This is a genomic window from Sphaerotilus hippei (assembly GCF_003201595.1).
Lineage (GTDB): Bacteria > Pseudomonadota > Gammaproteobacteria > Burkholderiales > Burkholderiaceae_C > Sphaerotilus > Sphaerotilus hippei.
On the sequence record NZ_QJJS01000004.1, the window covers coordinates 1 to 25,686 of the forward strand.

Below are 25,686 nucleotides of genomic sequence, written 5' to 3' on the forward strand. Positions count from 1 at the left end.
GCGGGCATCAGCGGGGCGATCCAGCACCTGGCGGGCATGAAGGACTCCAAGGTGATCGTGGCGATCAACAAGGACCCCGAGGCCCCGATCTTCTCCGTGGCCGACTACGGCCTGGAGGCCGATCTGTTCTCCGCCGTGCCGGAACTGGTCGACCGGCTCTGACAGGGCGCCGGGGCAGCACGGCAGAATGCGGGCACCACGCACCGCACGGCGCCTCCAGCCGCCCCGCCCCCATGGACCGACCCATCCTGATCGTCGAGGACGAACCCAAGCTCGCCGCGCTGCTGGCCGACTACCTGCGGGCGGCCGGGCATGCGAGCGTGACCGTCGATGACGGCCTGGCCGTGGGACCGGCCGTGCGCCGGCACGACCCCGCCCTGGTGCTGCTGGACCTGATGCTGCCCGGCCAGGACGGCATGGCGGTGTGCCGCGAGCTGCGCGGCTTCAGCCGGGTGCCGATCATCATGCTGACCGCACGGGTCGACGAGGTCGACCGGCTGCTGGGCCTGGAGCTGGGCGCGGACGACTACCTCTGCAAGCCCTACAGCCCGCGTGAGGTGGTGGCACGGGTCAAGGCCCAGCTGCGCCGGCTGAGCTGGGCCCCGCCCGCCGCGGCCGGGCCCGGCACCGCCGCCGACCCCGGCGGCCTGACGATCGACGACAGCACGCTGCGGGCCAGCCTGGCGCGCCAGCCGCTGGACCTGACGCCGGCCGAGTTCCGCCTGCTGAAGGCGCTGGCCGCCCAGCCGGGGCGGGTGTTCGCGCGCGACCAGCTGCTCGACCAGCTGCACGACGACGGCCGCGCGGTGACCGACCGGGCCGTGGACAGCCACATCCGCAACCTGCGCCGCAAGCTCGAGGCCGCCACCGGCGGCAGCGATCCGATCCGCTCGGTCTACGGCGTCGGCTACGCCTGGGAGTGGCCCGCGGGCTGAGCCCGGCGGGCGGGCCGCGGCTCGCTCACTCAGGCCGCGGGCAGCCGGATCGAGATCCACACGCCGCCCAGCGGCGAGGCCCGGGCGACGATCTCGCCGCCGTGGGCCAGCACGATGTTGCGGCAGATCGCCAGGCCCAGGCCGGCGCCCCCGGTGCTGCGGCTGCGCGAACCGTCGACCCGGAAGAAGCGCTCGAAGAGCTGCGGCAGCGTGTCGGCCGGCACGCCCGGCGCGGTGTCGTGCAGATCGACCTGCCAGCAGGCCCCGTCGGGCTGCACCTCGATGCGGATCCGCCCGGGGGCGTCGGTGTAGCGGCGGCTGTTCTCCAGCAGGTTGTCGAAGAGCTGCTGCAGGCGCCCCTCGTCGGCCGGCACGGTCAGCGGCCCCTCGGGGCACTGCAGCGTCAGCTCCAGGCCGCGCTGCTCGGTGCGATGGCGGTGGGCCTCGACCACCCGCCGCAGCAGCACGCCCAGGTCCAGCGCCCCGAACCGGTAGCTCAGCGCCCCGGCGTCCGACAGGGCCAGCTCGTAGAGGTCATCGACCAGCTGGCCCAGCTGGCGCACCTCGGCCTGCAGCGAGCCGACCGCCGCACGGTCGAAGGGGCGGATGCCATCCTCCAGCGCCTCCAGCTCGCCACGCAGCACCGCCAGCGGCGTGCGCAGCTCGTGCGACACGTCGGCCATGAACTCGCGCCGCAGCGCCTCGTTGCGCTCGAGCGTGCGGGCCAGGTGGTTGAAGTCATGCGCCAGCTGGCCGACCTCGTCGGGGCTGTCGACGTCGACCCGGGTGTCGTGGTGGCCGGCGGCCAGGCGGTGGGTGGCCGCGGCGACCTGCCGCACCGGCGCGGCCAGCCGGCGCGAGGCCCACCAGGCGATCAGCGCGGCCAGCGCCAGGGCCAGCGCGGCCGTGGCGATCGAGGCCTCGCGCTGGCCCTCCTGGAAGCGCCGCGCGCCGCCGTCGGCCACGCTCTGGAACGGCGCCAGCACCAGCCAGCCCACCGTGCGGCCGTCGACCTGGATGGGCTGGCGCAGCATGCTCGCGTCCAGGTCGCGGTAGCCGGCCACCCACTGCTGCTGGGTGTCGAGCAGGCCCAGGCGCTGCACCGCACCGGTCAGGTCGGAGGTCAGCGGCATGCCCGGGCGCACCGGCGCGTTGGCCGGCAGCTCGTCGCCGACCACCGGGCGCAGCAGGCCGAACCAGGCGCGCGGCTCGTTGCGCAGGAATTCCCAGCTGCCGTGGCGCACATAGGCCCGGGCCAGCCGCGGGCCGACGAACTCCAGCCGCTCGGCCGCCACGTCGTTGAGGTAGCCGAGGAAGCCGCGCGTGAAGCTGCGGTGGGTCAGGCCGCCCACCACGCCGACCACCAGGACGGCGGTGGTCAGCACGGCGGCGAACAGGCGGGTGGAGATGCCGATCTTCATGGAAGCGCATTGGGTCAGCAAAGCCGGCGCCCGGCAAGCCCTCGCCAGGCGCCGGCGGGTCTTCAATTTCCCTGCACATTTGGCCCCCAGCATCCGCTCATTCCAGATGGAGCTTGCCGCGATGCCCGAGATGAACACCCCCCGAATCCCCCCCGTGCAGCGGCCCCGGCTGCATACGCTGGCCCTGCTGACGCTGGGCGCCGGTCTGGCCCTGGGCCTGGGCGCCTGCAGCGAGGGCCAGGCACAAGCCCAGGCCGGCAAGAACGCCGGCGCCCCGCCGGCGGCGGTCGAGGTCGGCGTGGTCACGCTGGCGACCCAGCCGCTGACGCTGCGCACCGAGCTGGCCGGCCGCACGGTGGCGATGCAGTCGGCCGAGATCCGGCCGCAGGTCAGCGGCATCCTGCGCCAGCGCCTCTACACCGAAGGCTCGATGGTCAAGGCCGGCCAGGCGCTCTACCAGATCGACGACGCCAGCTACCGCACCGAGCTGGCCAGCGCCCAGGCGGGCGTGGCCCGCGCCGAGGCCACGCTGCAGGCCGCCCAGCTCAAGGCGCGTCGCCAGGACGAGCTGCTGGCCGCCGACGCCGGCACCCGCCAGGACGCCGAGGACGCCCGCGCCAGCCTGGCCCAGGCCCAGGCCGACCTGAAGACCGCGCAGGCCACGCTGGCCACCGCCAGCCTGAACCTGCAGCGCACCCGCATCATCGCCCCGATCAGCGGGCGCATCGACACCTCCGGCGTCAGCACCGGCGCGCTGGTCACGGCCAGCCAGACCACCGCGCTGACGACCGTGCAGCAGCTCGACCCGATCTGGGTCGACGTGCCGCAGAGCAGCGTCGAGATGCTCAAGCTGCGCCGCCAGCTCGCCAGCGGCACGCTCGACAACGGCACGCTGACCATGCGCCTGGTGCTCGAGGACGGCTCGGACTACCCGCACCCCGGCCGGCTCGAGGTCAGCGGCGTGAGCGTCAACACCACCACCGGGGCGGTCAACCTGCGCGCCCGGGTGCCCAACCCCGAGGGCCTGCTGCTGCCGGGCATGTATGTGCGGGCGGTGCTGGACCAGGGCCAGGACCGGGCCGCGCTGCTCGTGCCGCAGGCCGGCATCCGCCGCAACACCCGCGGCGAGGCCACCGCGCTGGTGGTCGGCCAGGACAGCAAGGTCGAGCAGCGGGCCGTCACCGTGGCCGAATCCGTCGCCGGCCAGTGGCGCGTCACGCAGGGCCTGCAGGCCGGTGAACGGCTGATCGTCGAAGGCTCGGGCAAGGTGCGCCCGGGCCAGATCGTGCATGCGGTGGCCCTGTCGGCCAGCGCCCCGGCCGCCGCGGCCTCGGCCACGGTGGCCAGCCGCTGAACCGGGAGCACGACATGGCCAAGTGGTTCATCGACCGACCCATCTTCGCGTGGGTCATCGCCATCGTGATCATGCTCGCCGGCGCGCTGTCTATCCTGCAGCTGCCGCTGGAGCAGTACCCCGACATCGCCCCGACCCGCATCAGCGTCAGCGCCACCTACACCGGCGCCTCGGCGCAGACGGTGGAGGACTCGGTCACCCAGGTGATCGAGCAGAAGATGAAGGGGCTGGACGGGCTGCTGAGCATGTCGAGTTCGTCGAGCTCGTCGGGCTCGGCCAGCGTCTCGCTGAGCTTCGTCGCCGGCACCAATGCCGACGTGGCGCAGATGCAGGTGCAGAACAAGGTGCAGCAGGCGCTGACCCAGCTGCCGCAGGCGGTGCAGAACCAGGGCGTGACGGTCAACAAGTCGGGCACCGACTTCCTGCTGATCGCCAACCTGACCTCCGACGATGCCAGCGTGACGGCCGCCGACATCGGCGACTACATCAGCACCAGCCTGGTCGACCAGATCAGCCGCATCGACGGCGTGGGCGACGTGACCACGCTCGGCTCGAGCTACGCGATGCGCATCTGGCTCGACCCGAAGCAGCTGCGCAAGTACGCGCTGATGCCCTCGGACATCAGCAGCGCGCTGACCGCGCAGAACACCCAGGTCTCGGCCGGCCAGCTCGGCGCGCTGCCCGCGACCAGCGACCAGCAGCTCAACGCCACCATCACCGCCCGCAGCAAGCTGCGCACGGTCGAGGAGTTCCGTGCCGTCGTGGTCAAGTCGGCGACCGACGGCGCCATCGTGCGCCTGGCCGACGTGGCCCGCATCGAGCTGGGCAGCGAGAGCTACACCTTCCAGTCGCGCTACAACGGCCGGCCCTCGGCGGGCATGGGCGTCAAGCTGGCCTCGGGCGCCAACGCGCTGGCGGTGTCGGCGGCGGTCAAGGCCAAGCTCGAGCAGCTCGCGCCCTTCTTCCCCAGCCAGATGAAGGCCGAGATCGGCTACGACACCACGCCCTTCGTGCGCATCTCGGTCAAGGAGGTGGTGATCACGCTGGCCGAGGCCATGGTGCTGGTGGTGCTGATCATGGGCGTGTTCATGCAGAACCTGCGGGCCACGCTGATCCCGGCCATCGCGGTGCCGGTGGTGCTGCTGGGCACCTTCGGCGTGCTGGCGGCCTTCGGCTACTCGATCAACACGCTGACGCTGTTCGGCATGGTGCTGGCCATCGGCCTGCTGGTGGACGACGCCATCGTGGTGGTGGAGAACGTCGAGCGCCTGATGACCGAAGAAGGCCTGTCGCCACGCGAGGCCACGCGCCGCAGCATGGGCGAGATCACCGGCGCGCTGGTGGGCATCTCGCTGGTGCTGTCGGCGGTGTTCATCCCGATGGCCTTCTTCGGCGGCTCCACCGGCGTGATCTACCGCCAGTTCTCGATCACCATCGTCTCGGCCATGGCCCTGAGCGTGCTGGTGGCGCTGACGCTGACCCCGGCGCTGTGCGCCTCGCTGCTGCGGGCCGGTGAGGCCGGCGGCCACCCGGGCGAGGGCGCCCCGCGCGGGCTGGCCGGTCGCTTCTTCGCCGCCTTCAACCGCGGCTTCGAGCGCAGCAGCGGCGGCTACCAGGGCCTGGTGGGGCGCACGCTGCAGCGCGGCGGACGCATGGTGCTGATCTACGCCGTGCTGCTGGGCGGCCTGGCCTACGGCTTCACGCGCCTGCCCACCGCCTTCCTGCCCGACGAGGACCAGGGCCTGCTGATGGCGATGGTGCAGCTGCCCGCCGGCGCCACCGACACCCGCACGAGCGCGGCGCTGCAGCAGGTCGGGGCCTACCTGGCGCGGCAGCCCGAGGTGGCGGGCTACATCTCGCTGCGGGGCATGAGCGGCGACCAGGCCTCGGGCAACCTGTTCATCCGGCTGAAGGACTGGAGCGTGCGCACCGGCGACGGCCAGGGCGCCGCCGCGCTGGCCGGGCGTTTCACCCGCGAGCTGTCGGGCGTGCGGGATGCCCGCGTGTTCGTGATGCTGCCCCCGGCCGTGCGCGGCCTGGGCAGCAACGCCGGCTACACGCTGCAGCTGCAGGACCTGGCCGGCCTGGGCCACGAGGCGCTGGCCGCCGCGCGGGACCAGTTCATCGCCGAGGCCAGCAAGGACACGCGCCTGACCGGCACCCGGGCCAGCGGCCTGGCCGACACCGCCCAGCTGCAGGTCACGATCGACGACCGCAAGGCCTCGGCGCTCGGCCTGGCCACCAGCGACATCAACAGCACGCTGTCGACGGCGCTGGGCGGCAGCTACGTCAACGACTTCATCAACAAGTCGCGCGTCAAGAAGGTCTACGTGCAGGGCGACGCCGACTACCGCATGCAGCCCCAGGACATCCTGGCCTGGCATGTGCGCAACGCCAGCGGCGAGATGGTGCCGTTCAGCGCCTTCGCCACGGTCTCCTGGGCGAGCGGGCCGGCCAAGCTGGAGCGCTACAACGGCATGTCCTCGTTCGAGATCGTCGGCTCGCCGGCCGAGGGCATCAGCTCGGGTGACGCGATGAGCGCGGTCGAGCAGATCATCACGCGCCTGCCCAAGGGCATCGGCTACGAGTGGTCGGGCCAGTCCTACCAGGAGCGGCTGTCGGGATCGCAGGCGCCGGCGCTCTACGCCCTGTCGGTGCTGTTCGTCTTCCTGTGCCTGGCGGCCCTCTACGAGAGCTGGTCGGTGCCGTTCTCGGTGATGCTGGTGGTGCCGCTGGGCATCATCGGCGCGGTGCTCGCCACCTGGATGACCGGGCTGTCCAACGACGTCTACTTCCAGATCGGCCTGCTCACCACCGTCGGCCTGTCGGCCAAGAACGCGATCCTGATCGTCGAGTTCGCGCAGCAGCTCCAGCAGCAGGGCCGCAGCCTGGTCGACGCGACGCTGCAGGCGGTCAAGCTGCGGCTGCGCCCGATCCTGATGACCTCGCTGGCCTTCATGTTCGGCGTGCTGCCGCTCGCGCTGTCGAGCGGGGCCGGCTCGGGCAGCCGGCGCGCGATCGGCACCGGCGTGCTGGGCGGCATGTTCACCGCCACCGTGCTCGGCCTGCTGTTCGTGCCGGTGTTCTACGTGCTGGTGCGCGGCCGCTTCGGCCGCGGCACCTCCCCTTCCTCCACCGCGGAGTGAACAAGATGCGACTGAATCTCTCCCCGATGACCGTGGCCACGCTGCTGGCCCTGGCCCTGCTCGGCGGCTGTGCCAGCCTGGGCGGCCCGGCCGCCGGCGACGGCACGCCGGCGGCCACTGCGGTCGTGCCCGCCACGCTGGCCGCCCCGGCCGTCAGCGGCGGGGCGGCCCTGCCGGGCGACGGCGCCGCGCTGGACTGGCGTCCGCTGGTCCGCGACGACCGCCTGGTGCGGCTGATCGACCAGGCCCTGGTGAACAACCGGGACCTGCGCCTGGCCACGCTGGCCATCGACGCGGCCCGGGCCCAGTACCGCATCACCGACGCCAACCGGCTGCCCACCGTCAACGCCAGCGTGGCCGGCAGTGCCAGCCGCAGCGCGGCCGACCTGTCCGGCGGCACGGCCAGCACCTCGCGCCAGGTCAGCGTCTCGCTGGGCATGGCCGCCTGGGAGCTGGACCTGTGGGGCCGCCTGGCCAGCCTGAAGGACTCGGCGCTGTCCACCTACCTGGCCACCGGGCAGACACGCGCCAGCGTGCAGGCCAGCCTGGTGACCGAGGTGGCCCAGGCCTGGCTGACGCTGGCCGCCGACCGCCAGCGGGAGCTGCTCGCGCGCCAGACGCTCGAGACCCGCCAGCGCAGCCTCGAGCTGACGCAGCGGCGCCAGGCGCTGGGCGTGGCCACCGCGCTCGACCTGGCCAGCGCCCAGGCCAGCGCCGAGACCGCCCGCGGCGACCTCGCCAGCGCGGCCGCCCAGGTCGTGCAGGACCACAACGCGCTGCGCCTGCTGCTCGGGGCCGAGCCCGACGCGGCGCTGCTGCCGGGCGCCGACGGCCGCGAGGCCGATCAGGCCGCCACCTTGCTGACGGTGCCGGCCGATCTGCCCTCGAGCGTGCTGCTGCGCCGCCCGGACGTGCGCTCGGCCGAGCTGACCCTGCAGGCCGCACGGGCCGACGTCGAGGCCGCCCGCGCGGCGCTGTTCCCGACGCTGACGCTGACGGCCTCCGCCGGCACGGCCAGCAACGCGCTGACCGGCCTGTTCGCCGCCGGCAACGGCATCTGGAGCCTGGCGCCGACGCTGAAGCTGCCGATCCTCGACGGCGGCGCGAGCCGCTCGGCGCTGGAGATCGCCCGCATCGGCGAGCAGCAGCAGCGGGCCACCTACGACAAGGCCATCCAGACCGCCTTCAGGGAAGTGGCCGATGCACTGGCGGTGCGGGCCAGCCTGGCCGAGCGCCTGGACGCGCAGCAGCGCCTGGTCGACGCCTACGCCCGCAGCCTCGAGCTGGTCACGCGGCGCCAGCAGGCCGGCGCCGAGAGCACGCTGGCGGTGCTGGACGCGCAGCGCTCGCTCTACAGCGCGCAGCAGGCGCTGATCACGCTGCGCCTGACCGAGCAGGCCAACCGGCTGACGCTGTTCAAGGTGCTGGGCGGCACCTGAGTGCCCTGAAGCGGCGGCGCGCTCATCGCGGGCCGGGCGTGGCCGCCGGCCGGGTCACCACGGCCACGCCGGTCAGCACCAGCGCCCCGGCCAGCAGCAGCCGGGCCGTCAAGGCCTCGCCCAGCAGCAGCACCCCGCCGGCGGCGGCCAGCACCGGCACGCTCAGCTGCAGCGTGGCCGCCTGGGTCGCGGCCAGCCGCGGCAGGATCGAATACCACAGCGCATAACCGGCGGCCGAGGCCAGCGCGCCCGAAGCCAGCGCGTACAGCGTGCCCGGCAGGTCCAGCGACCGCAGCGGCCAGGTCAGCACGCTGCAGGCCAGGGCCGGCACGCACGCGAGGCGGAAATTGACCGCCGTGCTGGCCAGGGCATCGGTCGAGCCACGACCGCGCAGGGAGTACACGCCCCAGGCCACGCCGGCCACCGCCATCAGCGCGGCCGAGCCCGGTGGCGGCGCGGCCACCCCTGGCAGCAGCAGCCACAGCAGCCCGCCGAGCGCCAGCGCCAGCGCCATGCCGGCGAGCGGCCGGGGGCCGGCGCGTTCACCACGGACCAGCCCGATGCCCACCATGGTCACCTGCACCGCGCCGAACAGCAGCAGCGCCCCGGTGGCGGCGGTCAGCCCCTGATAGGCCAGCGAGAAGGCACCGGCATACAGCCACAGCGCCAGGGCCGACGGCCAGTGGCCGCGCAGCGGCACGGGCACGGGCACGGCCGCCCGGCGCCGCATCAGCCAGGCCAGCAGCAGCGCCCCGGACACCAGACGGATCGTGGTGAAGCTGAACGGGTCGATGCCCGTCTGGCGCAGCGCCAGGCGACACAGCAGCGAATTGCCGGCGAAGGCGACCATGGCCAGCGCCATGCCCGCGGGCAGCGGCAGACCGGATCGGCGGGGCTCGGACATCGCGGCTCCTCGTGCAGCGGGCATCAGGACGGGCCGGCATCGCCGGCGGCAGGACCGGACCCCTGCGCCCGGTGCTCAGCGCAGAAGATAGCCCATCACCACCTCGCGCACGTGGGAGATGCGCTCGGCCAGCGCCTTGGGCTGGTCCACCGCCCGCCCGAAGATCACCGACAGCGTGTGGCGGTTGGACAGGTAGAAATAGCACATGCCCGCGATCGAGATGTAGAGCTGCTGCGGGTCGACGCCGCCGCGGAACACGCCGTCGGTGCGGCCGCGCTCGAGCACCGCGCCCAGCGTTACCACCAGCGGCGAGTGCAGCTCCGGGATGCGCCCGGACCGGGCCAGGTGCTGCGCCCGGTGCAGGTTCTCGTCGTTGATCAGCGCGATGAACTCGGGGTGGTCGAGGTAGTACTGCCAGGTGAAATCGACCAGCCGGGTGATGGCCTCGACCGGAGGCAGCTCGCCCAGGTGCAGCTCGGCCTCGGCGCTGCGGATGCCGGCATAGACCTCCTCGAGCACCGCGGTGAAGAGCTGGTCCTTGTTCTTGAAGTAGTAGTAGATCAGCCGCTTGTCCAGCCCGGCGCGCGCGGCCACGTCGTCCAGCCGGGTGCCGCCCAGCCCCTGCTCGGCAAAGGCCGTCCGGGCAGCGGCCAGCAGGGCCTGGCGGGAACGTTCGGCGTCGCGGGTGCGACTCTCGGTGGCGGGGGGACGGGCCATGGCTGCGGGCGGATGCCCGCCCTCGATCTTCACGAAGGCGTGAATTATGCGACCCGGCGGGCCGCCTGCACGCACGACGCGGCCCAGGCCTCGTGCCCCATCGCCCGGGCGCGGGCCTCGTTGGGGATCTCGATGCTGACGGGCAGCCCGGCCGGCAGCCGCGCCAGCAGCGCCTGCAGGGCAATCGCGCCCTCGCCCGGCAGCAGGCGCTCGCAGCGGGCGTCGAAGATCATGCCCTCGACCGTCGCCGGCCCCGGCACGGCCCCGTCGCAGACCTGGACGTAGTGCAGCCAGGCCGGCGGCAGCGCCGCCACCTCGTCGAGCGTGCTGCTCGAGCGCGAGAAATGCAGCGCGTCGATCAGCAGGCCGGCGTTGTCCCGGCCGACCGCACCGACGATGCGGGCCGCCGTCTTCAGGTCGCTGACCGCCGTCCAGGGCATGAACTCCAGGTCGGCGGTCAGCCCGAAGGGGCGGGCCGCGTCGCACAGCGCACCGAAGTGCTCGATCAGCCGGGCCTCGTCGGGATCGTCGCCGGCCACCAGCACGTGGCGCGCCTGCAGCTGGGCACCGACGGCCAGGAAACGCTGCCAGTGCGCCAGCCGGAAGTCCGCGCCGATGCGCACCACCTCGAGGTCGAACACCCGCATGCCGGTGTCGCGCAGCACGGCCAGCGTCTCGCGCAGCAGGGGCGCGTCGTCCATCAGCGGGTGGTGCACGCCGCCCGGGGCGGAGGGCAGCAGGCGCAGGCCCGCCCCGTCACAACCGGTCCGGGCCGCCAGCGCGAGCAGCTGCGGCGGGGTCCGGGTCAGGGCCACCAGCTGGGCCAGGGAGAAGAGTCGCTCTTTCATGGGGCTCGGGGGGCGGACCGGCGGCACCCGCTCACTTCAGCGGCGAGACCGCGGTGGGCAGGTAGATGCCCGACTTCATGTCGGGCATCAGCCAGGCCGGGCCGCCGACCGGCGGCCAGACGCCTTGCCGGACCGCGTCGGCGCGCGCCTTCGAACGCTCGTCGAGGCTGGCCGAGGGCCACAGGTGGGTGATGCGCGGCATGCCGTCGAGCGCATACATCGCCACCGTGCAGGGCGAGATCTCGCAGCGGGCGGGCAGCGCCTTCTGCCAGGCGTCCAGCGTGGGCTGCAGGCCGCCGGTCCTGAGCTCGTAGGAGCGCAGTTCGTAGACCGGACCGAAGGTGCCGGGCGTCACGTCGGGCAGCCACGGGAACGGGGCGTAGCTGTGCAGTTCCAGGTGGGTCAGGAAGTCGGCGCAGCCGAAGGGGTTGGCGGCCAGCAGCGTGCGGCGGCGCTCGGCGCCCAGGTCGGCCTCGGTCTCGAAGCCGCGCAGCACCACGACCTCGTTGAGCGTGCCGATGTCGGCGTACCAGCAGCCCAGCAGCCGGCCCCGGGCCTCGGCCTCGCGGCTGTAGGCCTCGATGGCGGTGGCCGCGGCGGCCGTGGTGCCCAGTCGCAGGGTCAGGGTGGCAAGTTCGTAGAGCATGGGGAGTCCTGGGGTCGAAGGGTGGAGAAGGTCGGAAATTCAGGGCATGACGGACCGGGAGGCGCTGCGCGGTGCCGCGTCCTGCAGCGGCGTGCCGGGGGCCACGCCGGCGGCGTCGTGGGCGATCAGGTAGCCGAAGGTCATCGCCGGGCCGAGCGTGATGCCCCCGCTCGGGTAGCGCCCGCCCATGATGCTGGCCATGTCGTTGCCGCCGGCCCACAGGCCGGCGATGGGTCGGCCCGCCTCGTCCAGCACGCGGCCGCGGGCATCGGTGCGCAGGCCGGCGAAGGTGCCCAGGCTGCCGGGCAGCACGCGCACGGCGTAGAAGGGCCCGTGCTCGATCGGCGCCACGCAGGGGTTGGGCCGCAGGCCGGCGTCGCCGTTGGCGCGGTTGTAGGGCGTCTCGCCGCGGCCGAACTCGGGGTCGCGGCCGTCGCGGGCATGGCGGTTGTGGGCCTGCACGGTCTCGACCAGCGCGGCCGCGTCGATGCCGCAGCGGCGGGCCAGATCGGCCAGATCGTCACCGCGCTGCAGGTAGCCCGAACGCAGCGACGGCGCCAGCGGCACCGGAGCCGGCCGGGCGTGGCCCAGGCCCCAGCGGCGGATGAAGCGGTGGTCGCAGATCAGCCAGGCCTGCACCGGCTCGCCGGGCGGCACGGCGGCGAACAGGCCGCTCATGAAGTCGTGGTAGGAGTCGGCCTCGTTGACGAAGCGCCGGCCCTGCCGGGTCACGGCGATCAGCCCGGGCTTGGCGCGTTCGATCAGGTGCGGGAAGCGGCCCACTCGACCACCGGACTGCGGCACCAGCGACACCGGCGCCCAGGCCGCCACGCTGGCCAGGTCGTCGGCCACGCGGCCCCCGACGGCCTCGCCCAGGCGCAGGCCGTCACCGGTGTTGCTCGGGGGCGCGGCCGACGGGTGGCGGCCCTCGTCGAGCCCGCGGGCGTCCAGCCCGGCCATGCGCCGGGCGTCGTGGGGGAAACCGCCGCAGGCCAGCACCACGCCGCAGCGGGCGTGCACCGTCGTCTGGCTGCCGTCGGGCGCCCCGACCACCGCGCCGCAGACCCGGCCCTGCTCGCTCAGCAGGCGCAGCACCGGCGAGCCCGTGCGCAGGTCCACGCCGCGGTCCAGCGCCGAGCGCATCAGCCGCGCGGCCAGCGCATTGCCGTTGACCAGGTGCATGCCACGGCCGTGCAGCACGATGTCGAGCAGGTGGCGCCCGACACGCTGCAGCACATGCCCCAGCGAGCGCAGCGAACGGGTCGAGTTCATGAAGTGGCGCAGATCGGGTCCGCTGGCGATGCCCATGCCCCAGAGCGAGATCAGGTCCAGCGGCGGGCGCAGGCGGTGCAGGTCGGCGCCGAGCCGGCGGGCGTCGAACGCAGCGGTGCCGAGCTGGCGACCGCCCTCGACCGCCCCGGGCGAGCGGCCGTGGAAGTCCGGGATGGCCTGGCCGTCGATGAAGGCCATCGCCGTGTGGCGGCGGAAGAACTCCACCATCAGCGGCGCATGGTCGAGGAAGGCGTCCACGCGCGCGGCGTCGTGGTGCTCGCCCAGCTCGTGGCGCAGGTAGCGGCGGGGCGCCTCGGGGTCCTCGACGAAGCCGGCCTCGCGGGCCAGCGGGTGGCCGGGCAGCCACATCCAGCCGCCGGACCAGGCGGTGGTACCCCCCAGCACGGCCTCCTTCTCCACCACCCGCACCGACAGGCCCAGCGCCGCGGCCGTGACCGCCGCCGACAGCCCGCCCGCGCCGGAGCCGACGACCAGCAGATCGACCGTCTGCGCCCCGGCGCCGCGGGACCGCGGGCCCTCGGCGTCGGCCCGCGTCGGGGGCCGCGCCGCCGGCTCGTCCGGCGCGCGGCGGTGGGTGGGGGCGTGATCGGCGGTGGAGGCGGACAGGCTCATGGCGGGACTCAGCGGGCGGTGGGGGCCGCGGTCGGCAGCCGGGCTTCGGTGAGCGGGCCGGTCTCGAGCAGGAAATCGACCATGCGCTCGCACACCGCGGCGAACATGCCCGCCCCGACCTGCGTGCGGCAGCCCTTGCTGCGCGCGATCTCGAGCAGCGGGGTCACCGCGGGCATCGTGATCACGTCGCCGACGAACATCGCGCCGTCAAGGTGCTCGGCCATCACCGGCAGCGCATCGCCGGCTCGCATGCCGGCCGGGGTGGCGTTGAACACCACGTCGAAGCCGCGCGGATCGGCCGAGCCGGCCTGCACCCGCTCGCCGTGGCGCTGGGCGAGGCGGCGGATCAGGCCGTCCCGCTTGGGCAGGTCGCCGTCGTGGATGGCCAGCAGCGAGGCCCCGGCCTCCAGCGCCGCCTGGGCGATGGCCGAGCCCGCGCCCCCCGCCCCGGCCAGCAGCACCCGCCGGCCCTCGAGCTCGCAGCCGGCCGAGCGCTGGGCCTCGATGAAACCGAGGCCGTCGGCATGGTCGCCGTGCCAGCGGCCGTCCGGACGGCGGCGCAGCACGTTCACGCCGCCGAGGAAATGCGCCCGCTCGGTCGTGGTGGCGCACAGCGCGTAGGCGTCGAGCTTGTGCGGCACGGTGATGATGAGTCCGTCGAAGTTCTTCGTGCGGCCCAGCGCGGCGACCACGGTGGCCAGGTCGGCGCTGGCCACGTGCAGCGGCACGACGACGGCATTGCAGCCGCGGTCGATCAGGCGCTGCGTCACGCCCGAGGGCGACTTCACCTGGGCGATCGGGTCACCGATGATGCCGATGACACGGGTCGCGCCGCTGAGGGTGTCGGAGATGTTCATGTCGAGGTCTTTCGTCGAGAGGCGTCAGAAGGTGGCGGGGCCCTGGCCCAGGCCGGCGCGGCGGGCGGCATCGCGCCCGGCCAGGCAGCCGAACACCAGGCCCGGGCCCAGCGTGATGCCCGGGCCGGTGTAGACCCCGCCCATCACCGAGCGCATGTCGTTGCCCACCGCGTACAGGCCGGGCAGCGGCCGGCCCTGCCCGTCGAGCAGGCGGGCACCCGCGTCGGTGACCAGGCCGGCGCAGGCGCCGATGTCACCCGGGTAGAGGCGCACGGCGTAGAACGGCGCCTGCGTCAGCGCCCCCAGGCAGGGGTTGGGCCCGGCCCGGCTGGCATCGCCCAGGTGGCGCTGGTAGTCGGTCTCGCCGCGGTGGAAGTCGCTGTCGACGCCCGTGGCGGCCAGGTGGTTGAAACGGGCCACGCTGTCGCGCAGCCCGGCCGCATCGATGCCCAGCCGCTGCGCCAGTTCGTCGAGCGTGGCGCCCTGCGTCAGGTAACCATCGGCCAGGAACGGTTCGAGCCCCTGGCCACCGGGGCGCACCATGCCCATGCCGTAGCGCCGCAGCGCCTCGGCATCGCAGATCAGGCAGGCCGGGATCGCCGGCGTGCGGGCGTGCTCGGCCTGCATCGCCAGGGCGAACAGGTGGTAGGAGGTGCTCTCGTTCAGGAAACGCCGCCCCGCCTGGTTCACGGTGATGAAACCGGGCTTGGCGCGGTCCATCAGGAAGTGCGGGAACACCGCCTGGCTGCCGTCCGCGCGCCGGCGGCGCGACACCGGCGCCCAGAAGGCCGGCGACAGGCCGCTGGCGTCGAACTGCGCCCCGCGCCGCAGCGCGACCTCCTGCGCCGCCCCGGTGTGGCCCGGTGCGGCCGGGCACCAGGCCTCGTCGGCCCCGGGCAGCAGCTCGGCCCGCCGGCGGGGATGCCGGTTGAAACCGCCGCTGGCCCAGATCACGCCACCGGCCACGCGCACCTGGCGTCGCACCGCGCCCGACTGCAGCATGACGGTCGACGAGCCGTCCGCCTGCGGCTGCACCTCGCCGACCTCGGACTGCATCAGCAGCGAGACGCCGGCATGCTGCGCCAGCGAGGCGAGCAGCCGGGCCACCAGGGCATTGCCCATCACCAGCCGGGTGCCGCGCGGGTGGCCGAGCCGGTCCAGCGCATGGCGCCCCAGCAGGCGCAGCGCATGCCGCAGCGAAGCGAAGGAGCGGGTCATGCCCAGCAGGTGGTTGATGTCGGTGCGGTCGACCATCATGCCGCCCAGCACGGTGAACTCCGGGATCGGCGGGCGCAGCAGCGCGAACAGCGGCCCCAGGCGCCGACCGTCGAAGGGCAGCGGCTCGAGGGCCCGTCCGTTGACCGTGGCCCCCGGCAGGTCGCTGAGGTAGTCAGGGTGGCGGGCATACGGCCGCAGCTTGAGCTCGCTGCGTGCCTCCAGGTGCGCCACCACGGCCGCGCCCTGCTGCAGGAAGGCCTCGCGCAGCTCGCGCGGGGCGCGCTCGCCCACCGCGTGGTCGAGGTACAGGCGTGCGGCGTCGAGCGTGTCGGCGGGGTTGACCGCCGCCGCGTGGTGGGTGCCCGGCACCCAGGTGGTGCCGCCCGACCAGGCCGAGGTGCCGCCGACCCAGGCGGTGCGCTCGACCAGCAGCACCCGGGCGCCGTCCAGCGCCGCCCCCAGGGCGGCGGCCAGGCCGGCCGCGCCCGCGCCGATCACCAGCACGTCCAAGGAGGCGCCGCCCTCGGACGGCAGCGTGTTCAGGTCGAGCAGCATGGGACTAGTTCCGGGCCGCGCGGGCCTTGTCGATGGCCGCGAACATGTCCTTGACCAGCGGCTCGCCGACGATGCGGGTGTACTTCTCCACCACCGGGCGGGCCTTCTCCTTCATGCGGGCCAGGTCGGCCGCGGGCAGCTCGTTGACCACCATGCCCCTGGCCTTGAGCTCCTCCAGGCCGCGGGCGTTGCGCTCGCGCGAGATCTGGCGCTGGTATTCCCGCGCCTCGTCGGCCGCGTCCTGCAGGATCTTGCGTTCATCGGCCGAGTAGCCATCCCAGACCTTCTTGCTGAAGATCACCGACTGCGGGTTGTACATGTGACCGGTCATCGAGAAGTACTTCTGCACCTCGTAGAGCTTGTTGTTGACCATGTTGATCACCGGCTGGGTGCCGCCGTCCAGCGCCTTCTGCTCCAGCGCGGTGTAGAGCTCCGGGTAAGGCAGCGGGATCGCGTTGGCGCCCATCGCGTTCATGAAGTCGACGTAGATCGGCGTCTCGATCACGCGGATCTTCAGGCCCTGCAGGTCGTCCAGCTTCGCGATCGGGCGCTTGCTGTTGTGGAAGTGGCGGAAGCCCAGCTCCCAGTACGACAGGCCCACCAGGCCCTTGGGCTCGAGCAGCGCATGCAGCTTGCTGCCGAAGGGGCCGTCGACCACCGAATAGGCCTCCTTCTCGCTGGCGAACACGAAGGGGAAGTCCAGCACGCTCATCTCCTTGACGACACCGGCCAGCAGGCTGGAGTTCATCACGCACATCTCGATCGTGCCGCCCTGCATGCCCGAGACCACCGCCACGTCCTTGCCCAGCACGCCACCGCCGAAGACCTTGACGGTCAGCTTGCCGCCGCTGCGGGCCTTGACGAGCTCCGCGAAGCGCAGCGCCGCGTCGTACTGCGCGCTGCCGGCGCTGGTCTGCATCGCGAACTTCAGCGTGCGTTCCTTGATGTCGGCCGCCATGGCGCCCGTCGCGCCGGCCGCCAGCAGACCGCAGGCCAGAACGGCGGCCACGGTGGACTTGAGTCGATGGAACATGGGGAGTCTCCTGTCTGGATGGATGGTCTCGTTCCCGTGCTCGATGGCAGGAACGTGATCTCATATTAATTCACCAATTGGTGAATAACAAGATTCAGCAGGGCATATGAGTTGATTGTTTACCTGGTGATTTCCCTTGTTTGTGAATAGATGACCGACCACAGAGGCGCGACACGGCGGAGCTGGACCCCTGGAGGGCCTGCATTGCCAGGAATCGGTGCACGCCGGATTGTCCCGATTTCCTGATCAGTCAGTCCCGCCAGAGACGGTTTATCCAGGACAGCGAAACTTCTACAGTGGCAGCCATCACGGCCCTCGTCGCTGCGTCCGTCCCTCCACCAGGAGCGTCTCCCATGCTCGATCACCCCTGCCCGGCAGGCACGCCATGAACGATCTGATCCTCCAGAAACCCGCCCTCGGCCCCGGGCAATCGGCCGAGCTCTTCCTGCTGTTCCACGGCGTGGGGGCCCGTGCGGCCGACCTGGGCGGCGTCGGCGCCAGCCTGGCCGGCAGGCACGCACAGGCCTGGGTCGTGAGTGTGCAGGCCCCCCGGCCCAGCGATCTGGCGCAGGGCTGGCAGTGGTTCTCGGTGCGCGGGGTGACCCCGGAGAACCGCGCGGGCCGGGTGGCCGAGGCCATGCCCGGCTTCGTCCAGTCCGTCCTGGCCTGGCAGAAGGAGACGGGCCTGGACGCCACGAGGACCACGCTCATCGGCTTCTCCCAGGGCGCGATCATGTCGCTGGAGTCCACCCAGCTGGCGCGGCCGATCGCCGGTCGTGTGGCGGCCCTGGCCGGCCGCTTCGCCCTTGCGCCCCGCCAGGCCCCGGGCACGACCCCGATCCACCTGCTGCATGGTGAGGCGGACTCCATCGTGCCGACCTCGTCGTCGATCGACGCGCATGCGCAGCTCCTGGCGCTGGGCGCGAACGTCAGCCTGGACCTCATCCCGGGACTGGGCCACGGCATCGACGCCCGCATGATGGAGCGGCTGCACCACCGGCTGGCCCCGGACCGGAACGGGGCATGACATGAGCACCACCGCCGCGGTGCTGACGTGGCGGGCTGGTCGGCTGACGCTGTCGGAAGGCGACGGCAGGACCACGATCCTGCCCCTCGGGCCGGAGGTGCTCGCCGATCGCCACTGGCCGCAACGCCCCCCGAGCCCGCTCCAGCTGGAGCGCGCCATCGACGAGGTCGAGACGGCCATCGAACAGTCCGGGCTGGTGCACGCGCCCCGTGACCGGCTGCGGCTGGCCGGCCCCTGGTCGGAGCTGATGCCGCAGCGCCTGAGACACGACGGCGACATACGCCGCGACGAGATCGAGAGCGAGTTCTCGAAGCTGGTCTCAGCCGCCCACCGCGGCCCGGGCGAGCCCGTCGAGGCCACTCACCAAGGGGTTCACGCGGCGGCGCTGCTGATGCTGCGTGAACTCATGCATCACCTGGGATTCCAGTGGCTCACGGCCGCCACCTGACGCCGGACCACGGGGCAGACCCTCACTCCGATCCCCTCCCCAGACCTTCCTGGAAGGAAACACCATGCCCGTCGTCCTCCGGCCCGGTGGGATCGATGCCGCGGTCCGGCCTGCGGCGCATCGCCGCATGGCCGTCAGCGCCGGCCGGCCTCGGCGTCCAGCCGCGAACGGACCTCGGTCAGCTGGGCGATGAAACGCTCCAGATCCTGCACCGGCATCGTGCCGAACATGCGGGCGGCCATGGCCTGCTCGTGGTGGGCAAAACGCCCGCAGGCGGCCCGGCCGGCGTCGGTGACCCGCAGCTGCAGGCTGCGCCGGTCGTGCGGATCGACCTCGCGGGTGAGCAGGCCCTGATCCACCAGTTCACGGGTGAGCCGCGCGATCTGGCCCTTGTCGCGGCCGGTGGCCTGCGCCAGGACCTGCTGGCTGACGCCGGGCTGGTGCAGGCACTGGCCGAGGATGCGCAGGTGCATCGGCGCCAGCGTCTCGCCGGCGTCGAGCAGGCACTGGCGCATCCGGCCCTTCAGGGCCTCGAAGGTGTGCAGGAAGGCGGCCATCGCGGCTTCCTGCCGCGTGGTCGGTGATGGGCGGCCGGATTTGGTTGACATTCGCAACTATATCAGGCACATTGTTGACAACATCAACGATCTCTTCCACCCATGAACACAGGCTCGGCCCCGAGGCCCGCATCCCGACTCTCCCGCCTGCGCCGCCTGGCGCCGGTGCTGTGCATTCCTCCGTTGATCGGGCTGGTCCTCACCGGCTTCATCACCTGGGTCAACGTCGGATTCGCCGACGACTTCGTGAGCCGCTGGCTGCGCGGCTTCGTCTCGGCGCTGCCGGTGATGGCGCTGGGCTTTGCCATCATGGGCGTGCTCGGCAGCCTGCTGCAGCGCCATTTCGGGCACCTGCCCGACGTGCTGAAGAAGGTGATGCTGGCCCTGTCGATGGCCTGCACGATGGAGTTCCTGCTGGCCACCGTGGTCACGCTGAGCAACGTCGGCTGGAACGACGGTTACGCCAGCGCCTGGCTGGCCGCCTTCCTGAAGTCGCTGCCCGTGGGCCTGGGCATCGGCCTGCTGATGGGCTTCGTGATCAAGCCGCGCATCGACCGGCTGATGGCACGCGTCTGAGGCCCCGCCGGCGACCGGGCTCAGCCGGGCGGCCCGGCGGTGGCCGGCCGGCGCATCGTGATGGCCCGGAACGGGCATTTCACCGCGCAGTCGCTGCAGCCGGTGCAGCGCTGCGGCTCGTCGAGCACCGCCGACTTCTTCCAGCGCACGGTCTCGAGGCTGAGCAGGTGCGGCTCGCAGGACGCGACGCACCAGCCGCAGCCGGTGCAGCGGTCCGGATCGATCGAGGGCAGGCGACCCGAGCGGCGCGACGCGGCCGGGTCCGCGGCACCCGGCGGGCCCGCGGTCATCGGATCGGCCACGGGCCGGGGAAGGCCGGGCGGGCTTGCGGTCATGGATGCGCACCTCGATGGAGCCAGCCCGCAGCGTAGCGGAAACGGCTCGGGCAGGATTGCAGCGCAAGACCCGGAGTGCATGCCCGGCCCGGGCTGCCTAGACTTCCACCCATGCCCAGCCTGCCAACGCCCGGACCGATGACCCCGGACCTGTTCGACGACGAACCGGTCGAAGCCGCCGCGCCTGAACGGCTCGGCCCGGGCACGCTGCTGCTGCGGGCCGCCGCGCGGGCGCAGGCCGCGGCCCTGCTCGAGGCCGTCGACACCGTGAGCACGGCCGCGCCGTGGCGCCACATGTGCACCCCGGGCGGGCGGCGCCTGTCGGTGGCGATGAGCAACTGCGGCACGCTGGGCTGGACCTCGGACCGGCACGGCTACCGCTACACCCGGCAGGACCCGCAGACCGGCCGGCCGTGGCCCGCGATGCCGGCGATCTTCCTGAGCCTCGCCCGCACCGCGGCGCGGCAGGCCGGCCATGCGGATTTCGAGCCCGACGCCTGCCTGATCAACCTCTACACGCCCGGCACCCGCCTGGGCCTGCACCAGGACCGCGACGAGCGCGACCTGGACGCGCCCATCGTGTCGGTCTCGCTGGGCGTGCCGGCGGTCTTCCTCTTCGGCGGCCTGCAGCGCAGCGATCCGGTCACGCGCCTCGTGCTGGGCGACGGGGACGTGCTCGTCTGGGGCGGGCCCGACCGGCTGCGCCACCACGGCATCGCCCCGCTGAAGCAGGCCTGCCACGCCCGGCTCGGGGCCTGCCGCATCAACCTCACCTTGCGCCGGGCGGGCTGAAGGCGTTCCGATGCGATCGACCCCTCCTTCCTCCGCCCCCTCTCCCGCGCCACCGGACGGCGCCGGCGACGATCCCCGCTGGCTGGCCGTGCAGGCCCGTGACGCCTCGGCCGACGGGCGCTTCGTCTACGCCGTCCGCACCACCGGCGTCTACGCCCGGCCCGGCAGCGCCGCACGCCTGCCCCGGCCGGAGAACGTCGAGTTCTTCGACACGGCCCAGGCCGCCGAAGCCGCGGGCTATCGGGCCAGCCAGCGCCACGCCGCCGACCCCGCGGCCCTGGCCGCGCGGCACGCGGTGCTGGTCGCGGCCGCCTGCCGCCGCATCGAGGCGGCGCAGCAGGCGCTGCCCCTGGCCCGGCTGGCCGATCTGGCCGGCATGAGCGCCTTCCATTTCCACCGCGTCTTCAAGGCCGTCACCGGGCTGACGCCCAAGGCCTACGCCTCGGCCTGGCAGGCCCGCCGGCTGCGGCAGCAGCTCGACGGGCAGGCCTCGGTCACCACCGCGATGAACGAGGCGGGCTTCGGCTCGAGCAGCCGGCTGCACGAGGCCGCCGACCGCATGCTGGGCATGCGCCCCAGCGACTACCGCGCCGGGGGCAGCCGGGCCGACATCCGCTTCGCCGTCGGTGAATGCAGCCTGGGCGCGATCCTGGTCGCCCGCAGCGAGCGGGGCGTGTGTGCCATCCTGCTCGGCGACGATCCCGAGGCGCTGGTGCGGCAGTTGCAGGACCGCTTCTCGAACGCCCGGCTGATCGGCGCGGACGCCGGCTTCGAGCAGTGGGTCGCGCAGGTGGTCGCGCTGGTCGAGGCGCCCGCGCTGGGCCTGGACCTGCCGCTGGACGTGCGGGGCACGGCCTTCCAGGAGCGGGTCTGGCGGGCGCTGCGGCAGGTGCCTGCAGGCACGACGGTGTCCTATGCCGAACTCGCGCAGCGCATCGGCGCGCCCGGCTCGGCGCGGGCGGTCGCCCAGGCCTGCGCGGCCAATGCGCTGGCCGTGGCGATTCCTTGCCACCGGGTGGTGCGCCGCGACGGCGGGCTGTCCGGTTACCGCTGGGGCGTGAAGCGCAAGCGGGAACTGCTGGCCCGTGAAGCCGGCGAGCCGCCGGGGGTCGCCGGCGCCCCACCGGCCGCCGGACCGGAGGAGGTCCTGCCGGACGCACGACAGGCAGCGGCAGGCGGCGACCCGTCGTGAACCCTCCGTCGGGCCGGCTCGCCGCGGTGGCGGGCGGCCAACACGACGGACGGGACCTCAGTCACCCAGCAGCGACAAATCCCGCACCGCGCCCTTGTCGGCCGAGGTGGCCAGCATGGCGTAGGCCTTGAGGGCGGCGGTCACCTTGCGCGGGCGCGGCAGCACGGGCTTCCAGCCCTTGGCATCCTGCTCGGCGCGGCGGCGGGCCAGCTCCTCGTCGCTGACCAGCAGGTTGATGCTGCGCTGGGGGATGTCGATGCGGATCCGGTCGCCCTGGCGCACCAGGCCGATCGCGCCACCGGCGGCCGCTTCGGGCGAGCAGTGGCCGATCGACAGGCCCGAGGTGCCGCCCGAGAAGCGGCCGTCGGTCAGCAGCGCGCAGGCCTTGCCCAGGCCCTTGCTCTTGATGTAGCTGGTCGGGTAGAGCATCTCCTGCATGCCGGGGCCGCCCTTCGGCCCTTCGTAGCGCACGATCACGACGTCGCCGGCCTGGACCTTGTCGGCCAGGATGTCGGCCACGGCCTCGTCCTGCGACTCGGTCACGTAGGCCGAGCCTTCGAACACCAGGATGGACTCGTCCACGCCCGCGGTCTTCACCACGCAGCCGTCCACGGCGATGTTGCCGCGCAGCACGGCCAGGCCACCTTCTTGCGAGAACGCGTGTTCGCCGGAGCGGATGCAGCCTTCGGCGCGGTCCACATCCAGGCTCGGCCAGCGCGTGGCCTGGCTGAACGCGACCTGGGTCGGGATGCCGGCCGGGCCCGCCAGGTAGAAGGTCTTCACGGCGTCAGACGGATTGCGCGCGATGTCCCAGGCGTCCAGCGCGTCCTTCATCGTCTTGCTGTGGATGGTGGGCACGTCGGTGTGCAGCTTGCCGGCACGGTCGAGCTCACCCAGGATGGCCATGATGCCGCCGGCGCGGTGCACGTCCTCGATGTGGTACTTGTTGGTATTGGGCGCCACCTTGCACAGCTGCGGCACGACGCGCGACAGGCGGTCGATGTCGGCCATCGTGAAGTCGATGCCGGCTTCCTGGGCGATGGCCAGCAGGTGCAGGATGGTGTTGGTCGAGCCGCCCATGGCGATGTCGAGCGTGATCGCGTTCTCGAAGGCCTTGAAGCCCATCGAGCGCGGCAGCACCGACTCGTCTTCCTGCTCGTAGTAACGCTGGCACAGCTCGACGGCCAGGCGGCCGGCGCGCTTGAAGAGCTGTTCGCGGTCGGCGTGCGTGGCCACCACGGTGCCGTTGCCGGGCAGGCTCAGGCCCAGCGCTTCGGTCAGGCAGTTCATCGAGTTGGCGGTGAACATGCCCGAGCAGCTGCCGCACGTCGGGCAGGCCGAGCGCTCGACCTCGGCCAGGTCGGCATCACTCACCTTGCTGTCCACGGCCATCACCATCGCGTCGACCAGGTCGAGCTTCTTGAACTCCATCACCTGGGTCTGCGGGTTGGCCAGGCGCACCTTGCCGGCCTCCATCGGGCCACCGGACACAAACACCACGGGGATGTTCAGGCGCATCGCGGCCATCAGCATGCCGGGGGTGATCTTGTCGCAGTTGGAGATGCACACCAGCGCATCGGCGCAGTGGGCGTTGACCATGTACTCGACCGAGTCGGCGATCAGGTCGCGGCTGGGCAGCGAATACAGCATGCCGTCGTGGCCCATGGCGATGCCGTCGTCCACCGCGATGGTGTTGAACTCCTTGGCCACGCCGCCCGCGGCCTCGATCTCGCGCGCCACCAGCTGGCCCAGGTCCTTCAGGTGCACGTGACCGGGCACGAACTGGGTGAAGCTGTTGGCGATGGCGATGATGGGCTTCTCGAAGTCGCCATCCTTCATGCCGGTGGCACGCCACAGCGAGCGGGCGCCCGCCATGTTGCGGCCGGCGGTGGAGGTCTTGGAACGGTAGGCGGGCATGGAATAACTCTCTGGGTCGATCCGGTCGGTGGAATTCGGTCGCGGCACCCCACGCAGGGGAGGCGCCGCTCCAGCGATTTTCACCTACCGGCGAGCGCACCGCACCGGCTGGCCCGGGTTTCGTGGGGAGATCACGGCCGGGGCTCCGGCCCCGCGCCGCGTCAGGCCGCGGACCGTGGCGTGTCGCCGAGCTGGAAGCTGCTCACCAGCCGGGACAGCCGGCCGGCCTGATCGGTCAGCGCACCGGCCGCGGCGGCGGCCTGCTCGGCCATCGCGGCGTTGTGCTGCGCGACCGAGTCGAGCTGGCGCACCGCCTCGCGGGTCTGGCCGATGCCACCGAGCTGCTGCTGGGCTTCCTGAGAGATCGTCGCGATGATGCCGGAGACCCGCTCGACCGAGCGCATGATGTCCTGCGTGGTGCTGCCGGCCTGGTGGATCTGCACGGAGCCGGCCTCGACCCGGCTCATCGAGTCGTGGATCAGGCCCTTGATCTCCTGGGCCGCCCTGGCGCTGCGCTGGGCCAGCGCCCGCACCTCGCCGGCCACGACCGCGAAGCCGCGGCCCTGCTCGCCCGCGCGGGCGGCTTCCACCGCCGCGTTCAGCGCCAGGATGTTGGTCTGGAAGGCGATGCCGTCGATGATCGCGATGATGTCGGCGATCTTGTGGGACGCGGTGTTCACCTCGGCCATCGTCGCCACCGCCTGGGAGACGGTCTGGCCGCCCTGCTGCGCGACCTCGTTGGCGACACGGGCCAGGTGGTGGGCCGAGTCGGCCGAGCCGCTGGTCTGCTGCACCGACTGGCCGAGCGTCTCGATCGTGCCCAGCGTCTGCTGCAGCGTCGCGGCGGCCTGCTCCGTGCGGTCGCTCAGGTTCTGGCTGCCGGCGGCGATCTCGGCACTGGCCTGATGGATCGACGACGAGGCATCACGGACGCTGGCCGCCAGGTGGTGCAGGCGCTCGCGCATCTCCTCCAGCGCCTGCAGCACCTCGCCGATCTCGTCGCCGCGCTCGACCGGCACGGGCCGGGACAGGTCATGGGCGGCCATCTGCCGTGTCGCCGCCAGCGCGGCACCCAGGCCGCGCGAGACGTCGCGCACCAGCCAGAATCCCGCGAGGCCGGCCAGCAGCAGCGCCACCAGCGCCCCGCCGAGCAGCACGTTGCGGGCGTGCACCGCCAGGCCCGAGGCCGATCGGGCCGTGGCCTCGTTCCAGGCGTCGTCCCAGGCACCGAGCGCCCGCACGGTCCGGATCCAGGCGTTCAGGTGCGCCTCCTCCTGGGCCTGTTCGGTCGCCATGCGCAGGCGCACGCCAAAGGCCACCGCGCCCTCGCCCCTGCCGCCGTATTCCTGGCGGGCCTGGCGCAGCACGCCCTGCGCGCCGTCGAAGGCCTGGTCGACCTGCTGGAGCCGCTGCAGGCCGTCGTCGGCCGTGATCATCTGGCGGGCCGCGGCGGACAGCTTGCCGCAGGTCTGCACCGTGTCCTGCAGCTGGCGGTGCAGCGCCTCGAGCGTCGACGGGTCGGCCGCGGAGAAGGAGCGCAGCGTGCTGCCGTACTCGTTGGCGCAGCGCTCCATGTCGCGCACGGTCTGGCTGCGCTGCGCGCCGTTGCCGGTCACCGCGAGCAGCGTGCCGTTGAGCGATTCGATGCGCATCAGCGCCAGTCCCGTCAAGCCCAGCAGGATGAGCAGGAACAGGCCGAAACACAGACTCAGCTTGTGAGCCAGTCGCAGGCGCCCGCCCGCTCCGCGCCATCCAGCGTGCATGGAAATGTCCTTCAGGTGGTCCGGCGAGCCTGATCGCCCGCGTCACCTGCCAGCCTATGCCGGCGGCCCCATCGGGATGACTGGAGATGCGCCCGGGAAAG

General features: G+C 72.8%; 22 protein-coding genes and 1 pseudogene. 10 read left to right on the forward strand and 13 right to left on the reverse strand.

Annotation, left to right across the window (positions count from 1 at the left end; translation table 11 throughout):
• Both C7444_RS05330 and C7444_RS05335 read left to right on the forward strand, forming a co-directional pair.
• A pseudogene (locus C7444_RS05330) lies at positions 1-162 on the forward strand (electron transfer flavoprotein subunit alpha/FixB family protein); the annotation flags it as partial.
• 71 nt (positions 163-233) lie between these two features.
• Positions 234-935 (forward strand): response regulator, encoded by a 702-nt coding sequence (locus C7444_RS05335; RefSeq protein ID WP_110399808.1) that lies wholly within the window; start codon positions 234-236, stop codon positions 933-935.
• 29 nt (positions 936-964) lie between these two features.
• Here C7444_RS05335 and C7444_RS05340 read toward each other — a convergent pair whose 3' ends face one another.
• The gene (locus C7444_RS05340; RefSeq protein WP_110399809.1) at positions 965-2,356 is read right to left on the reverse strand and encodes an ATP-binding protein; all 1,392 of its coding nucleotides are present in this window, start codon (positions 2,354-2,356) and stop codon (positions 965-967) included.
• A gap of 130 nt (positions 2,357-2,486) precedes the next feature.
• Between C7444_RS05340 and C7444_RS05345 the strand changes: the two genes are divergently transcribed.
• Genes C7444_RS05345 through C7444_RS05355 form a run of 3 tightly spaced genes read left to right on the forward strand, consistent with a single transcriptional unit; the run spans position 2,487 to position 8,295 of the window.
• Complete coding sequence (locus tag C7444_RS05345) at positions 2,487-3,710, forward strand: efflux RND transporter periplasmic adaptor subunit (RefSeq protein WP_211317486.1); 1,224 nt, start codon at positions 2,487-2,489, stop codon at positions 3,708-3,710.
• A 14-nt stretch (positions 3,711-3,724) separates the two neighbouring features.
• Positions 3,725-6,856 (forward strand): efflux RND transporter permease subunit, encoded by a 3,132-nt coding sequence (locus tag C7444_RS05350; RefSeq protein ID WP_110399810.1) that lies wholly within the window; start codon positions 3,725-3,727, stop codon positions 6,854-6,856.
• 5 nt (positions 6,857-6,861) lie between these two features.
• Positions 6,862-8,295: an efflux transporter outer membrane subunit gene (locus tag C7444_RS05355; RefSeq protein WP_170130640.1), complete on the forward strand. Its 1,434-nt coding sequence runs from the start codon at positions 6,862-6,864 to the stop codon at positions 8,293-8,295.
• Between the two features lie 22 nt (positions 8,296-8,317).
• On the opposite strand, the gene C7444_RS05360 is transcribed toward C7444_RS05355, so the two are convergent.
• The 8 genes from C7444_RS05360 to C7444_RS05395 all read right to left on the reverse strand — a co-directional run bounded on the left by C7444_RS05360 (position 8,318) and on the right by C7444_RS05395 (position 16,978).
• Complete coding sequence (locus C7444_RS05360) at positions 8,318-9,199, reverse strand: DMT family transporter (RefSeq protein WP_110399812.1); 882 nt, start codon at positions 9,197-9,199, stop codon at positions 8,318-8,320.
• 75 nt (positions 9,200-9,274) lie between these two features.
• A complete protein-coding gene (locus C7444_RS05365; protein ID WP_110399813.1) occupies positions 9,275-9,916 on the reverse strand; it encodes a TetR family transcriptional regulator in 642 nt (213 codons plus the stop codon).
• A gap of 44 nt (positions 9,917-9,960) precedes the next feature.
• Positions 9,961-10,764: a sugar phosphate isomerase/epimerase family protein gene (locus tag C7444_RS05370; protein ID WP_110399814.1), complete on the reverse strand. Its 804-nt coding sequence runs from the start codon at positions 10,762-10,764 to the stop codon at positions 9,961-9,963.
• A gap of 31 nt (positions 10,765-10,795) precedes the next feature.
• Positions 10,796-11,410 (reverse strand): NIPSNAP family protein, encoded by a 615-nt coding sequence (locus C7444_RS05375; RefSeq protein ID WP_110399815.1) that lies wholly within the window; start codon positions 11,408-11,410, stop codon positions 10,796-10,798.
• A 39-nt stretch (positions 11,411-11,449) separates the two neighbouring features.
• Entirely contained in the window at positions 11,450-13,315 is a 1,866-nt protein-coding gene (locus C7444_RS05380) for an FAD-dependent oxidoreductase (protein WP_110399816.1), read from the reverse strand.
• Between the two features lie 8 nt (positions 13,316-13,323).
• Positions 13,324-14,172: a shikimate dehydrogenase family protein gene (locus tag C7444_RS05385; protein WP_110399817.1), complete on the reverse strand. Its 849-nt coding sequence runs from the start codon at positions 14,170-14,172 to the stop codon at positions 13,324-13,326.
• Between the two features lie 24 nt (positions 14,173-14,196).
• Positions 14,197-15,945 carry an FAD-dependent oxidoreductase gene (locus C7444_RS05390; RefSeq protein WP_110399818.1) on the reverse strand — a complete coding sequence of 583 codons (1,749 nt, stop codon included), beginning with the start codon at positions 15,943-15,945 and terminating at the stop codon, positions 14,197-14,199.
• A gap of 4 nt (positions 15,946-15,949) precedes the next feature.
• Positions 15,950-16,978 carry a TRAP transporter substrate-binding protein gene (locus tag C7444_RS05395; RefSeq protein WP_110399819.1) on the reverse strand — a complete coding sequence of 343 codons (1,029 nt, stop codon included), beginning with the start codon at positions 16,976-16,978 and terminating at the stop codon, positions 15,950-15,952.
• 385 nt (positions 16,979-17,363) lie between these two features.
• Here C7444_RS05395 and ypfH point away from each other — a divergent pair, with 385 nt between their 5' ends.
• Positions 17,364-18,005 carry an esterase gene (ypfH, locus tag C7444_RS05400; protein WP_110399820.1) on the forward strand — a complete coding sequence of 214 codons (642 nt, stop codon included), beginning with the start codon at positions 17,364-17,366 and terminating at the stop codon, positions 18,003-18,005.
• Between the two features lies 1 nt (position 18,006).
• On the forward strand, positions 18,007-18,453 hold the full coding sequence (locus C7444_RS05405) for a hypothetical protein (protein ID WP_110399821.1): 447 nt from the start codon (positions 18,007-18,009) through the stop codon (positions 18,451-18,453).
• A gap of 134 nt (positions 18,454-18,587) precedes the next feature.
• Here the strand turns inward: C7444_RS05405 and C7444_RS05410 are convergent, their stop codons facing one another.
• Entirely contained in the window at positions 18,588-19,010 is a 423-nt protein-coding gene (locus C7444_RS05410) for a MarR family winged helix-turn-helix transcriptional regulator (protein WP_170130641.1), read from the reverse strand.
• A 102-nt stretch (positions 19,011-19,112) separates the two neighbouring features.
• On the opposite strand from C7444_RS05410, the gene C7444_RS05415 reads away from it, so the two are divergent.
• Complete coding sequence (locus C7444_RS05415; RefSeq protein ID WP_110399823.1) at positions 19,113-19,586, forward strand: DUF2798 domain-containing protein; 474 nt, start codon at positions 19,113-19,115, stop codon at positions 19,584-19,586.
• Between the two features lie 20 nt (positions 19,587-19,606).
• On the opposite strand, the gene C7444_RS05420 is transcribed toward C7444_RS05415, so the two are convergent.
• A complete protein-coding gene (locus C7444_RS05420) occupies positions 19,607-19,921 on the reverse strand; it encodes an ATP-binding protein (protein WP_310732620.1) in 315 nt (104 codons plus the stop codon).
• A gap of 111 nt (positions 19,922-20,032) precedes the next feature.
• Between C7444_RS05420 and alkB the strand changes: the two genes are divergently transcribed.
• Positions 20,033-20,713 carry a DNA oxidative demethylase AlkB gene (alkB, locus tag C7444_RS05425; protein WP_375136910.1) on the forward strand — a complete coding sequence of 227 codons (681 nt, stop codon included), beginning with the start codon at positions 20,033-20,035 and terminating at the stop codon, positions 20,711-20,713.
• A 10-nt stretch (positions 20,714-20,723) separates the two neighbouring features.
• A complete protein-coding gene (ada, locus tag C7444_RS05430; RefSeq protein WP_110399825.1) occupies positions 20,724-21,905 on the forward strand; it encodes a bifunctional DNA-binding transcriptional regulator/O6-methylguanine-DNA methyltransferase Ada in 1,182 nt (393 codons plus the stop codon).
• Positions 21,906-21,962: 57 nt separating this feature from the next.
• Here ada and ilvD read toward each other — a convergent pair whose 3' ends face one another.
• Together ilvD and C7444_RS05440 are read right to left on the reverse strand one after the other, a co-directional pair.
• The gene (ilvD, locus tag C7444_RS05435; protein ID WP_110399826.1) at positions 21,963-23,822 is read right to left on the reverse strand and encodes a dihydroxy-acid dehydratase; all 1,860 of its coding nucleotides are present in this window, start codon (positions 23,820-23,822) and stop codon (positions 21,963-21,965) included.
• A gap of 161 nt (positions 23,823-23,983) precedes the next feature.
• Positions 23,984-25,585 (reverse strand): methyl-accepting chemotaxis protein, encoded by a 1,602-nt coding sequence (locus tag C7444_RS05440; RefSeq protein ID WP_110399827.1) that lies wholly within the window; start codon positions 25,583-25,585, stop codon positions 23,984-23,986.
• Positions 25,586-25,686: the final 101 nt, after the last annotated feature.

Coding starts and splice junctions, on each gene's coding strand:
- C7444_RS05385 (WP_110399817.1), bottom strand. CDS start 14,172: ATGAACATCTCCGACACCCTCAGCGGCGCGACCCGTGTCATCGGCATC.
- C7444_RS05340 (WP_110399809.1), bottom strand. CDS start 2,356: ATGAAGATCGGCATCTCCACCCGCCTGTTCGCCGCCGTGCTGACCACC.
- C7444_RS05415 (WP_110399823.1), top strand. CDS start 19,113: ATGAACACAGGCTCGGCCCCGAGGCCCGCATCCCGACTCTCCCGCCTG.
- C7444_RS05350 (WP_110399810.1), top strand. CDS start 3,725: ATGGCCAAGTGGTTCATCGACCGACCCATCTTCGCGTGGGTCATCGCC.
- ada (WP_110399825.1), top strand. CDS start 20,724: ATGCGATCGACCCCTCCTTCCTCCGCCCCCTCTCCCGCGCCACCGGAC.
- C7444_RS05390 (WP_110399818.1), bottom strand. CDS start 15,945: ATGCTGCTCGACCTGAACACGCTGCCGTCCGAGGGCGGCGCCTCCTTG.
- ilvD (WP_110399826.1), bottom strand. CDS start 23,822: ATGCCCGCCTACCGTTCCAAGACCTCCACCGCCGGCCGCAACATGGCG.
- alkB (WP_375136910.1), top strand. CDS start 20,033: ATGCCCAGCCTGCCAACGCCCGGACCGATGACCCCGGACCTGTTCGAC.
- C7444_RS05410 (WP_170130641.1), bottom strand. CDS start 19,010: ATGGCCGCCTTCCTGCACACCTTCGAGGCCCTGAAGGGCCGGATGCGC.
- C7444_RS05405 (WP_110399821.1), top strand. CDS start 18,007: ATGAGCACCACCGCCGCGGTGCTGACGTGGCGGGCTGGTCGGCTGACG.
- C7444_RS05370 (WP_110399814.1), bottom strand. CDS start 10,764: ATGAAAGAGCGACTCTTCTCCCTGGCCCAGCTGGTGGCCCTGACCCGG.
- C7444_RS05360 (WP_110399812.1), bottom strand. CDS start 9,199: ATGTCCGAGCCCCGCCGATCCGGTCTGCCGCTGCCCGCGGGCATGGCG.
- ypfH (WP_110399820.1), top strand. CDS start 17,364: ATGAACGATCTGATCCTCCAGAAACCCGCCCTCGGCCCCGGGCAATCG.
- C7444_RS05335 (WP_110399808.1), top strand. CDS start 234: ATGGACCGACCCATCCTGATCGTCGAGGACGAACCCAAGCTCGCCGCG.
- C7444_RS05420 (WP_310732620.1), bottom strand. CDS start 19,921: ATGACCGCAAGCCCGCCCGGCCTTCCCCGGCCCGTGGCCGATCCGATG.
- C7444_RS05345 (WP_211317486.1), top strand. CDS start 2,487: ATGAACACCCCCCGAATCCCCCCCGTGCAGCGGCCCCGGCTGCATACG.
- C7444_RS05355 (WP_170130640.1), top strand. CDS start 6,862: ATGCGACTGAATCTCTCCCCGATGACCGTGGCCACGCTGCTGGCCCTG.
- C7444_RS05375 (WP_110399815.1), bottom strand. CDS start 11,410: ATGCTCTACGAACTTGCCACCCTGACCCTGCGACTGGGCACCACGGCC.
- C7444_RS05365 (WP_110399813.1), bottom strand. CDS start 9,916: ATGGCCCGTCCCCCCGCCACCGAGAGTCGCACCCGCGACGCCGAACGT.
- C7444_RS05440 (WP_110399827.1), bottom strand. CDS start 25,585: ATGCACGCTGGATGGCGCGGAGCGGGCGGGCGCCTGCGACTGGCTCAC.
- C7444_RS05380 (WP_110399816.1), bottom strand. CDS start 13,315: ATGAGCCTGTCCGCCTCCACCGCCGATCACGCCCCCACCCACCGCCGC.
- C7444_RS05395 (WP_110399819.1), bottom strand. CDS start 16,978: ATGTTCCATCGACTCAAGTCCACCGTGGCCGCCGTTCTGGCCTGCGGT.